This window comes from Gracilibacillus marinus (assembly GCF_042651725.1).
Classification (GTDB): domain Bacteria; phylum Bacillota; class Bacilli; order Bacillales; family Amphibacillaceae; genus Gracilibacillus; species Gracilibacillus marinus.
In genome coordinates this window covers 143,675-156,140 of sequence record NZ_JBHSDV010000004.1, presented here as the reverse complement: position 1 = coordinate 156,140, position 12,466 = coordinate 143,675, and the positions used below count along the sequence as shown (strand labels likewise).

The window sequence follows — 12,466 nt, the reverse complement described above, 5'->3', positions numbered from 1 at the left end:
ACTTCACTCTACTGGATGTACCGCTTCATATAACAATTGATCTAATTCTTTGGTATAGCTTTCTTTCTGTTCATTAGACCATGAGAATATTTCTTGCATTCTCGCTATCACATGCTCTTTTTCTTCCTTTACCCAGTTAATATTGAAGAATAACGCACCAGTTCTTCTTACAAAGAAATCCACTGGTTTCACTGTTGCCTCATATTTAATACTGTATAAAAGTATAGCTTCTGTTAACTTAGAAAGTTCACTTGATTGCATATCTAATTCTTCATAAATTTCATACACTTTCTTAACGTTTGAACCATATCGTTGAACAAGTCCACTCGCTTCTTTTTCAGTAAGACCTAAAGCCACACCTTTTTCTATTTGCTCTTGTTTAAACACTGCAAATCCTTTGGAGCCACCGACATCTCCACCGGAAACCGGTAAATGTTTCGTATCACTAGGATAAAATACTTTTTGTTCTTCTTTAATCATTTTATCAGCAACATAATTCACCACATCTTCTGCCATCTTACGGTAACCTGTTAATTTACCACCAGCAATAGAAATAAGTCCGGAATCCGATTCAAAAATTTCATCTTTTCTTGATATTTCTGAAGGGTCTTTACCTTCTTCATGAATTAATGGTCTTAAACCAGCCCAACTTGATTCAATATCATCAATGGTAATATTTAGGTTTGGAAACATGAAATCAATTGCTTTAAGCACATAATCGCGATCTTGTACTGTCATTGTCGGGTGAGCAATATCCCCTTTATATACTGTATCTGTTGTACCTACATATGTCTTACCTTCTCGAGGAATAGCAAAGACCATACGTCCGTCTGGTGTATCAAAGTATATTGCTTGTTGTAATGGAAATGTTGACTGATCAAATACTAAATGAATTCCTTTTGTCAGTTGTAATGTTTTACCTTTTTTTGAATTGTCTTTTTCACGCAATGTATCTACCCATGGACCACTGGCATTTATAATATGTTTTGCTTTGAGGACGTGCTCCTCATTTGTTATTTGATCTTCTACTTTTACACCGACAACATGATTATTGTCATAAACTAAATCAGTAACCTTCGCATAGTTTAATGCTAAAGCACCTTTTTCAATTGCCTTCTTCATTACTTCCATCGTCAGGCGCGCATCATCTGTTTTGTATTCTACATAATATCCTGCACCTTTTAATCCGTCACTTTTGAGAAGTGGTTCTCTTCTAACTGCTTCTTCATTATTAAACATTTTTCTTCTTTCAGATTTTTTCACACCTGCAAGAAAATCATATACACGTAAACCAATATTTGTGGAGAATGGACCAAATGTTCCTCCTTTATAGAAAGGTAACATCATCCATTCAGGTGTTGTCACGTGTGGACCATTTTCATATACAATTTCTCGTTCTTTTCCAACTTCAGCTACCATTTTCACTTCGAATTGTTTTAAATAACGTAATCCACCATGCACGAGCTTCGTTGATCGACTAGATGTCCCTGCAGCGAAATCTTGCATTTCCACAAGAGCAACATTCAATCCTCTTAAAACAGCATCTAGTGCGATTCCTGCTCCTGTAATACCTCCACCAATAATAATTAAATCAAGTGGTGCTTGCTTCATTTGTTGGTATGTTTCTTGTCTAGTTAAACTTGAGAATGTCATAGATTTCGTCCTTTCTTTTGTTGGTTACAATATGTTGTTTTCTCTATTTACTTATTTAAATACACGTGTAGCTTCTACAGCTTTTTTCCAGCCTTTATATAATATAGTTCTCGTCTCTTCGTTCATTTCACTAGTGAATTGTTTATCTACTTTCCATCTGTTAGTAATTTCATCTCTACTTTCCCAATATCCTACAGCCAACCCTGCTAAATATGCTGCACCTAATGCTGTTGTTTCAATCACTTCAGGTCTCTCTACTGGTACATCTAAAATATCACTCTGAAATTGCATTAAGAAGTTATTCGCCACAGCTCCACCATCTACACGCAATGACTTCACATCGATATTTGAATCTTCTACCATTGCACCAAGTACATCTTTTGTTTGATATGCAATAGATTCTAGTGTTGCACGAATAAAGTGTTCTTTTGTTGTAGCACGTGTTAAGCCAAACATCGCACCTCTTGCATCACTGTCCCAGTATGGTGTACCTAATCCAACAAATGCTGGAACAAGGTAAACACCATCAGCAGATTCGACTCTATCAGCATATCTTTCCGTTTCATTTGCATTTCTAAACATTCTTAATCCATCTCTTAACCACTGTACAGCAGAACCTGCTACAAAAATGCTTCCTTCAAGCGCATATTCTACTTTACCGTCCACACCACACGCTAAAGTAGTTAATAATCCATGATCTGATTTTACCGGTTCTTCACCTGTATGCATTAACATAAAGCAACCAGTTCCATACGTATTCTTCACCATACCTTTTTCGAAACACGCTTGCCCGAACAATGCTGCTTGTTGATCTCCTGCTGCACCGGCAATTGGTACACGTTGACCAAAGAAATGATAATCGACTGTTTCACCATAAATTTCTGAAGAGGACTTTACTTCAGGTAACATACTTTTCGGTACATCTAATATTTCTAATAACTCCTCATCCCAATGTAAATCGTAAATGTTATACATTAAAGTACGTGAAGCATTAGAATAATCTGTCACATGTACTTTCCCACCAGAAAGCTTATAAATTAACCATGTATCTATTGTTCCAAATAATAGTTCATCATTATTAGCTTTCTCTCTTGCGCCCTCTACATTATCAAGAATCCACTTTACTTTCGTTCCAGAGAAGTAAGCATCAATTAATAATCCTGTTTTGTTTCGGAATGTATCTGTATATCCTTGTTCTCTAAGCTCGCGACAAATTCCTTCTGTTTGTCGTGATTGCCATACAATTGCTTTATAAATCGGCTTTTGGGTATTTTTATCCCAGACCACTGCCGTTTCGCGTTGATTCGTTATACCGATACCTGCAATTTGTTTTGGAGAAATATCCGCTTTACGAAACACTTCAGAAATACATGCTAAAACAGATGTCCAAATTTCATTCGCGTCATGTTCCACCCATCCTGATTTCGGAAAGAATTGTTCAAATTCTTTTTGTGCAACATTGACAATATCTCCTTTATGATTAAAAATAATTGCTCTTGAACTTGTTGTCCCCTGATCAATTGATAAAATGTATTTTTCCATAAACTTATTCCTCCCATAATATAAAATAGATATTGTTGACTTATGATTTAATCCCATATTAAACGTTTCTAGTTAATAGTTTGATTACAGGCTAATTTCCTTTTGAAAACCAAGAATCAATAACCTTTTCTTATATATACCACTTTGTTATATATTTTTAACATTAATGTTTCTTTAATTCTTTACTTGTTGCCATGATGATAATCAGTAATACGATTGCACTCATCACCCAAAAAGCGATAGATATATTTGAAGTAAAAATAGCATCGTAAAAGACAGCACCGTATATCCCCCCAATAATTGGGCCTAACACAGGAATAATTGCATATCCCCAATTAGACTCCCCCTTTCCAATTATAGGTAATATTGCATGTGCAATTCTTGGACCTAAATCACGTGCAGGGTTAATCGCGTATCCCGTTGTACCACCTAGCGACATACCTATCGCAACGATTAATAAACCTACAATGGCTGGATTTAATCCATCCGTGAAGTCATTTGCACCAATAAATAACAAGCCCATTATTAAAACAAATGTACCAATCATTTCACTTAATAAGTTAGAAAACGGACTTTTTATTGCTGGATCTGTTGAAAAAACAGCTAATTTAGCGCCTTTATCTTCTGTTTCTCTCCAATGAGGTAAATATTGCAAAAATACAATCACAGCTCCAATGAAAGCACCTAACATTTGTGCACTAATGTACATCGGTACTTTACTCCATGAGAATTCACCGATCATAGCAAAAGAAAGAGTAACTGCGGGATTAATATGCGCACCTGAAATACTTCCAACCGCATAAATCCCCATCGTTACCGCTAGTCCCCATCCAATTGTAATAACAACCCATCCAGCGCCTTCAGATTTTGTCTTTTTTAATACAACACCACCAACGACGCCACCACCAAAAATAATAAGAATCATTGTACCTATAAGTTCAGCAATAAACTCTGACACATTCATCCACCCCTTAATTAGTATTGACCTAACAGTAACAAGAGATGCACGTGCAATGTCAAAACAAAAAAGTCCACACTGACAATAGACATACTTTTTCCTAGGAAAGTACGAAAATTGCAGTGTGGACTCCTTGGCTCCGACACATTAGTTAACTTGTTACATTTAACATATCGCAAATGTAAAGCGCTGTCAATTACTAAATAAATATTTTATACAAAAAGTATTTCAATTTTTGTTCTATTTATTCTTTATGAAACATATCACACTTGCCAAAGTTCATTATTAGATGTCGTAATCGCTACCGCCCCACTCGCTAGTGCTTCATCTATTTGATCTCTATTTCTTATTAACCCTCCAGCAATAATTGGTACTTCTGTTGCAACAGCTACTTCATTAATTACAGACGGAATGATTCCTGGCAATACTTCAATATAATCTGGCTTAGATTGTTTCACAAGTTTTATGTTATTTTGTAATGCTAAACTATCTAGTGCAAATAATCGTTGGATAGCAATAATGTTATTTTTTTTCGCTAAAGAAACAACACTATTCCTTGTAGAAATGACGCCATCTACTTTCACTTCTCTTATTAAATATTCCATTCCATATTGATCTACTTTTAATCCACTAATTAGATCTGCATGTATTAAAATTTGCTTATTCGCTTGTTTAGCTAATCTAACTAAGCGATAAAGTTGTGAAATTCTCGTATCTAGAAAAATCACATGTTTCAAATCACTTTCTAATACTTTTTCGAAGTCTTTCATTTTCCTTATTGCTGGTAAAACACCTTTAAGCTCCATTTTTTATCCCCTTTACTTAAATTGTAATTAGGTTTATATTGCTTTTATTTTATACAAAAAACAAATAAAAAAGTCAGTTTAATATATTATTATATACCAATTAACTAGTGTTTCAAAAAAATGTGGAATTCAGACAATTCCGAAAAAATAAGTTAAAATATTATTCATTTCGACAAAAACGTGTTAATATAGTGTATGTGTCCTTTTTTTACTAACTTCTTCTCATTTTTTGAGTGAGGCATAATCCTCTTTCCAACTCCAACCATTATGTGCATAACTTCTTTGATTTTATGCTAGACCTTATTTTATTTTTTATATGGATTCATCCATAACAATCAAAAAAATTATTTTCGAAAGGAAGTGGAATGAATGGGAGCAATTTCTGACGAAAAATCAAAAGTTTCCTTATTGCAAGACGTGAATTATCTTACAAAAATATTAGATGACGTATTACTTCATGAAGGTGGAGAACCTTTGTTAAGTATCGTGAAAGAAATCCGTGAATTAACAAAAGATGTGAGAGAAAAAGAAAATGATGAGACACAAAAGCAAATTAAAGAACTTATTAATAAATTAGAGCCAAGTATTCGCCAAAATGTGATTCGTGCATTTTCAATTCATTTACATTTACTAAATATTGCAGAGCAAAATTATCGTACAAGAAGACGCCGTGAATACCAAGCACAAGGTGCAGATATTATCCAACCAGGTTCACTTGAAGATGGTGTGAAAAAACTAGTAGATAATAATGTATCACCAGAGCAAATCACAGAATTACTTGGAAAACTGTCTTTAGAATTAATTATGACAGCACACCCAACCGAAGCGACAAGACGTACTATCTTGCAAATACATAAACGTATTGCAAATTTATTAACATCATGGGATTACGCTGTGACACGTTATTCTAAAAAAATGATTAAAGAGCGAATCGCAAATGAAATTACAATATTATGGCAAACACAAGAAATTAGACAAAATAAACCTTCTGTAATGAAAGAAGTTTCAAATGGTCTTTATTATTTTGATCGTGTACTATTTGATGTATTGCCACGAATTCATGATGATTTAGAAGACTTATTATACGAAAAATATAACCAAAGATGGAATATTCCTTCATTCTTGAGATTTGGATCATGGATTGGTGGAGACCGTGATGGAAATCCAAATGTAAAAGCAACAACTACATTTGAAACATTACAACGTCACCGTGAACTTGTATTGAAAAAATACAATGAATCATTAGATACATTAAAAGATAGACTTAGCCATTCTGATAAAATTGTAAATGTAAGTGAGCAATTACGTCAGTCTATTGAAAAAGACCGTAAGCAATTAAACGAAAATGGTTGGCATAAAGAAGATGAAGTGTATAGAGTAAAACTTTCCTTAATGTTAAAGAAATTAGAATTAACTGCACAAGATGATGAAAGAGGATACAGTAAATCAGAAGAATTACTTGAAGATTTGAATATCATTCGTGAAAGCATGCAAGAACATCATCCACATAGTAATCCAGTTAAATTACTACGTAAAGTAATTAGACAAGTAGACTTATTTGGATTCCATTTAGCTTCACTTGATGTAAGAAATCATAGTGGTGAGCATGAATCTGCATTAACTGAAGTACTGAAAAAAGTAAATATAAATGACGATTATGCATCTTTATCAGAAGAAGAAAAAGTGAAAACGTTAATTCAAATACTAGAAAATCCACGTCCAATGATTTCTATTTATGATGAATTTACACCTGAAACACTTGAAATCATTGATACATTCCGAATGATTAAACGTGCGCAAGATACATTCGGATTAAGAGCAATTGAAGTGTACTTAATTAGTATGACTAATGCTGTAAGTGATTTATTAGAAGTATTAGTTCTTGCAAAAGAAGCTGGACTTTATCGTGTATATCCTGATGGTAAAGTAGTAAGCCGTATCCATGTGGCACCTTTATTAGAAACAATTGACGATCTAAAAAATGGCCCAGAAATGATTAAACAATTATTTGATATTCCTTTATATCGTAAACATTTAGAAGCTCGTGGCGATTTACAGGAAGTCATGCTTGGTTACTCTGATAGTAGTAAAGACGGCGGTAATATTACTGCAAACTGGGAGTTATACAAAGCTCAACAAAAAATTCATGATATCGCGTCAAGTTACAGTGTGAAATTAAAATATTTCCATGGTCGTGGTGGTTCATTAGGCCGTGGTGGTGGCCCGCTTTATTCAAGCTTATTGTCACAACCACCTATCACACTAGGTGACGGTGTAAAAATTACAGAACAAGGAGAAGTATTATCTTCTCGCTATTTAGTTGATGATATTGCTTATCGTAGTCTAGAACAAGCAACTTCTACGCTAATGACCGCAATTGTTGGTATTAATGATCGTGAGGGTCAAGGAATTGAACCAACAACAGAAGAAGAAGATATTATGTCCGTAATTTCTGAATATGCATTGAAGAAATACCAATCATTAGTATTTGAAGATCCTGGTTTTATTAAGTACTTTAATGAAGCTACACCATTACATGAATTAGGTGACTTAAATATCGGTTCACGTCCAATGAAGCGTAAAGGAAGTAACCGATTTGAAGACTTACGTGCTATCCCATGGGTATTTGCATGGACACAATCACGTCAATTATTACCTGCTTGGTTTGCTGCTGGAACAGGTTTCAAACAATATATCGATGAAACTGGTAATTTAGAAGTATTCCAAAACATGTACAAACACTGGCCATTCTTTGAAGCAACAATTAACAATCTGCAAATGGCATTAACAAAAGCAGATTTAAAAACTGCTAGAGAGTATGCGAATATGGCTGAAGATAAAGAAGTTGCAGAGCGTATCTTTAAACAAATGGAAGAAGAATATCATTTAACAAAAGAAATTGTGCTTAACATTACAGGTCAAGAAGAATTATTAGATCATAAACCAAATATTAAAGAATCTGTTCGTTTACGTAATCCATTAGTAGACCCATTAAATCACTTGCAAGTATTATTAATTTCTCAGTTACGTAATGAAGAAGAAGGAAGTCCAAAACACGAGGAATTATTAATGGAAGCATTGCTTACGATTAATGGTGTTGCTGCAGGACTACGTAATACAGGTTGATTTCATAATCAAAAGTGAACAAGTAAAATTGACTTACCTTAATGAGGCAAGTCTTCTATGTTGATAGATGATTTTAACGTACTAAGTTTTATTCATTTATACTACAAAAACCCATTACATCAATTGTAATGGGTTTTTACTATGCACTTTTGTCTGTTTCCTTACAAACGCAAAACAATCTCAATCTCGCTTCATTTTTTTGTGTCTTTTTTTTGAACAAATTGTTACAAATTTATGAACAATATGTTATACTAAATGTAACCACTTACAAACAACCAAACTTATGAGGTGATTTTAATGAGTATTTTATTGATCTTTTTACTTATATTTAGTTTTACTCCATTCATTCTTTGGGGTGATAAATGGAAGAAAACTGCGTTAATTCAAATTCCTTTCGTTATTGGCGCATGGTTTGTATTTACTAAGCATATGATGGTTGGTATCTCCCCATCAGAGAATTATTTATGGTTACTATTCATTGCTAATTTAGTATATGGGCATATAGCATTTACAATTATCTTATTGGAATTAAGAAAATCTGTTAAATATAATCAAGGATATGTACGTACACTTTCAGAAGCTTAAACATCAATTTTCTCTAAAGCTAATGTTAGAAAACGAAATCACTATAATATAACGAACTATTTCTCTGTTACATGGAAATAGTTCGTTTTCTATTTGTACAAAATTCTCTACAAATTTGTACAAAATTCTCTACAAAGCAAAACCGCACATAATATTTTGTCAAAGCTTGTCTCCTCCTATTATTTTTGCGATAATATAGAGGAGAAAATGGATTACGGTAACATTTAAAATTATTTTTTTATGAGTAAAATTTGTACAAATCTATATTTACACATTAAAAATTTAGGAGGGCTTCTGCTTGAGTGATACATATCAAAATACGAAACTTAAGGTTTTTTCTCTTAGCTCTAATCTGCCATTAGCTGAGGAAATTGTTCAACATATTGGTATTGAATTAGGGAGAACTACTGTCAGAAGGTTTAGTGATGGTGAGATTCAAATAAATATTGAAGAAAGTATTCGAGGTTGCGACGTGTATGTGATCCAATCAACATGTGATTCTGTGGAAGACAATTTAATGGAATTACTCATTATGACAGATGCTTTAAAAAGAGCTTCTGCTCAATCTGTTAACTTAGTCATTCCGTATTATGGCTATGCTAGACAAGATCGTAAATCAAGAGCTCGTGAACCAATCACTGCGAAGTTAATTGCAGATTTACTAGAAAAAGCTGGTGCAGATCGTGTGATTTCTATCGATCTTCATGCACCACAGGCACAAGGCTTTTTTGACATTCCAGTAGATCCAATTACCGCAGTACCATTAATCGGAAATTATTTACTTGATAAACAATTTGAAAATATTGTAGTCGTTGCACCTGATCATAGTAGTGTATCTAGAGCACGACAACTTGCAGATCAATTAAAAGCACCTATCGCTATTATTGATCGAAGAGGTCCTCGTGATAATGCCTCCCAAATTAATATTGTTGGTGATGTAAATGACAAAACAGCTATCATTATTGATGACATTATTGATACAGGTAGAAGAATCACTACAAGTGCAGAAGTGTTATTATTACATGGTGCGAAAGAAATTTATGCTTGTACTACACACCCTGTACTTTCAGGAAATGCGATAGAAAAAATACAAGAGTCAAACTTAAAAGAATTAATTGTGACAAATACGATTCCATTATCTGAAAACAAACAACTAGATATCATTACTCAATTAACTGTTGCACCAGTTGTCGCAGATGCCATTGTACGCTTATATGAGCAACAATCGATCAGCTCTTTATATTAAATTGACAGAAAAAGAAAGACTATTCCTAATAATTTTCTTAGGAACGAGTCTTTCTTTTATACACATAAAGTAAAACTTCTACTTTATTATTCTAAGCTAAATGATTGAAAACTTGCTCTCCCACTCCCTACATATGTGAAGTAAAGTGCATGAACCCCATTTGGCAATATAATGTTCTCGCTATATTCTGTCCAAACTGTAGAAAAGTCGACAGGTATTTCACCAAGTATCTCTCCATCCCAACTCGTCTTTACTTGAAAAGCGCCTTTACAATACCCCCTTACTTTGATTGATATATGGTGAATATCTTTAAAAGTAAAGTATTTAAATCCAACAGTTGCACTATTAGTCATATTCATGATATAGCCTTCTTCATGATCACCATCTTTTCCATCTTGCGTAATTTTAGGAAATTGACTATCCATCCATAAATCTCCTGTATACATCGCTTCATCTTGATGAAATAAATGACATGCAATATATGTAGGGTACTCTCCATAACCAATTAATGGTCCATTATTTGCACCAGAGGATGTAATCTCAACTTGTGGAATAAATCCATTCTCCTCTATGTTTATTTTCTCTATACATCCTTGTCTACTAAAATTCGAACCATTTGTATGACGATGATAGAATATATAATACTTATGATTGATTTGTACGATGCTTCCATGATTGTTTCCACCATAATACATCGGTTTATTTTTCGGTTTGTATGTATCCACATGCAAGTCATTATTGCTCACAATCACACCTTGATACTCAAAACCTTTTGTTGGATATTTACTCGTAGCATAACATAATTCATGCATCACAATAGACGAATAGATTAAATAGTACATGTCTCCTACTTTTCTAATGGATGGTGCTTCAAAAAATTCATGTCCTTCAAACCCTGTACCTTCACTATAAGGCTCACTCGGTAAAACAGTGACTGTATCCTCTATAATTGTTAACATATCAGAACCAAGGACTGTTACCATCGCACCACTTCTTGTCTTATCTCCTCTCGCACAAAATCCTGTATATAAGTATGTTTTCTCTCCTTCTGTTAAGACACCTGGATCAAATTGAGGCTCATCACCTTTTCTTTCCCCTAATCGATTTCCATGCATATCTTTTACATATCCGTAAAATTCATATCTCCCTGCAGGTGTATCACATACTGCTACGGAAACGATTGGTACTTTATCCAATACATAATATAAATAATATCTACCATCAGGACCAATCGTGACATCTGGAGCATATAAACACATCGCTTCATCTGGATTGATGGGATCATCTGCTTTTTTATAAATGACTCCTTCATATCGCCATTCGCTTAAATCATTAATGTTTGCTGACCAACACACATAATCATTTAAACAATACCCATGTCCATTAAATCGATCATGTGAACCATACACATAGACTCTATCTCCGAATACATATGGTTCACCATCAGGAATGTATTCCCATGATGGTAAATAAGGGTTATACGCTTGATTTCTCATTCAAAAATCTTCTCCTCTCTAACTAAAATAATGTAAGCGATTTCTTACATTTTAATATATCGTTAAATAATCGCAATAATTTTTCACATTAGCTAAGATTTCTAAAGAATTTACCATACTTTTTAGAACAAAAAAAGATAATATCTTCTAAGTTTATCTTTAAAAAAATCAAGATATGTTACAAGCTATTGATTCATCCAATCGATCAAAGTTCTAACGCACACATCTTTGGGCGAAATCATAAAATGTTATGGAAGAAAGGAAGAAGAACTATGCATAAAATAAGTTTATTTAAAAAGGTAAAATTCCCTAATCTCATCACAATATCTTCTCCTTTATTATTGCTAATAATATGGGAATTTTGTTCTCAATCAGGCATTCTTGATAGCAGATTTTTTCCACCACCTACACTCATTATTCAAACAATGTTCCATCTTGGGGAAACAGGAGAATTGTTCTCACATGTGTTCATAAGTCTATTGCGTATTTTATTTGGGTTTTTACTAGGGGTAATTCCTGCAATATGTATCGGTCTTATCATGGGGATGTATAAACAATTCAGGCAATTTTTCTCGCCAATCATTATGATTTTTATGCCCATTCCTACATTAGCAATGCTTCCAATTATTTTAATTCTATTCGGCATTGGTGAATTCTCTAAAATGGTTACAATTGCAATTAGTGTCTTTTTTCCTGTTGTGATTAATACTGCCGCAGGTGTTGCTAATATTGACAAGATTTATATTGATGTTGCTAAGAATTATCAAGCAAACGCCAAAGATTTCTTTATGAAAATCGCCTTACCTGGTGCTCTACCTGTCATGCTAGAAGGGATACAAATGGGGCAAGCGATTGCTTTATTAACCATTGTTGCAGCAGAAATGATTGGTGCTACTTCAGGAATTGGTTACCTAATTTGGATGAATTATAAAGCATTTTTATTACCACAAATGTATGTTGGATTAATACTTATTTCGTTCTTTGGTTACTTCTTTTCGCTATTACTGCGTTCATTAGAAAAGAAATTATTACCCTGGAAATAATGTAGAAATGA

General features: G+C 33.6%; 9 protein-coding genes. 4 read left to right on the top strand and 5 right to left on the bottom strand.

Annotated features, from left to right (window positions below; translation table 11 throughout):
* Positions 1-3: 3 nt before the first annotated feature.
* The 4 genes from ACFOZ1_RS13180 to ACFOZ1_RS13165 form a co-directional block, all read right to left on the bottom strand.
* The gene (locus ACFOZ1_RS13180) at positions 4-1,653 is read right to left on the bottom strand and encodes a glycerol-3-phosphate dehydrogenase/oxidase (RefSeq protein WP_390200002.1); all 1,650 of its coding nucleotides are present in this window, start codon (positions 1,651-1,653) and stop codon (positions 4-6) included.
* A 51-nt stretch (positions 1,654-1,704) separates the two neighbouring features.
* Positions 1,705-3,195 carry a glycerol kinase GlpK gene (glpK, locus tag ACFOZ1_RS13175; RefSeq protein ID WP_390200000.1) on the bottom strand — a complete coding sequence of 497 codons (1,491 nt, stop codon included), beginning with the start codon at positions 3,193-3,195 and terminating at the stop codon, positions 1,705-1,707.
* A gap of 163 nt (positions 3,196-3,358) precedes the next feature.
* Complete coding sequence (locus ACFOZ1_RS13170; RefSeq protein ID WP_390199998.1) at positions 3,359-4,153, bottom strand: MIP/aquaporin family protein; 795 nt, start codon at positions 4,151-4,153, stop codon at positions 3,359-3,361.
* Positions 4,154-4,416: 263 nt separating this feature from the next.
* Complete coding sequence (locus tag ACFOZ1_RS13165; protein WP_390199997.1) at positions 4,417-4,959, bottom strand: glycerol-3-phosphate responsive antiterminator; 543 nt, start codon at positions 4,957-4,959, stop codon at positions 4,417-4,419.
* 369 nt (positions 4,960-5,328) lie between these two features.
* Here ACFOZ1_RS13165 and ppc point away from each other — a divergent pair, with 369 nt between their 5' ends.
* The 3 genes from ppc to ACFOZ1_RS13150 all read left to right on the top strand — a co-directional run bounded on the left by ppc (position 5,329) and on the right by ACFOZ1_RS13150 (position 9,916).
* Positions 5,329-8,085, top strand: a complete 2,757-nt coding sequence (ppc, locus tag ACFOZ1_RS13160; RefSeq protein WP_390199996.1) for a phosphoenolpyruvate carboxylase — start codon at positions 5,329-5,331, stop codon at positions 8,083-8,085.
* Between the two features lie 297 nt (positions 8,086-8,382).
* Positions 8,383-8,670 carry a spore morphogenesis/germination protein YwcE gene (locus ACFOZ1_RS13155; RefSeq protein ID WP_390199994.1) on the top strand — a complete coding sequence of 96 codons (288 nt, stop codon included), beginning with the start codon at positions 8,383-8,385 and terminating at the stop codon, positions 8,668-8,670.
* Between the two features lie 298 nt (positions 8,671-8,968).
* Positions 8,969-9,916, top strand: coding sequence for a ribose-phosphate diphosphokinase (locus ACFOZ1_RS13150; protein ID WP_390199993.1), 948 nt, complete (start codon positions 8,969-8,971; stop codon positions 9,914-9,916).
* Between the two features lie 86 nt (positions 9,917-10,002).
* Here ACFOZ1_RS13150 and ACFOZ1_RS13145 read toward each other — a convergent pair whose 3' ends face one another.
* On the bottom strand, positions 10,003-11,412 hold the full coding sequence (locus ACFOZ1_RS13145) for a family 43 glycosylhydrolase (protein WP_390199992.1): 1,410 nt from the start codon (positions 11,410-11,412) through the stop codon (positions 10,003-10,005).
* 272 nt (positions 11,413-11,684) lie between these two features.
* Between ACFOZ1_RS13145 and ACFOZ1_RS13140 the strand changes: the two genes are divergently transcribed.
* Positions 11,685-12,455 carry an ABC transporter permease gene (locus ACFOZ1_RS13140; RefSeq protein WP_390199990.1) on the top strand — a complete coding sequence of 257 codons (771 nt, stop codon included), beginning with the start codon at positions 11,685-11,687 and terminating at the stop codon, positions 12,453-12,455.
* Positions 12,456-12,466: the final 11 nt, after the last annotated feature.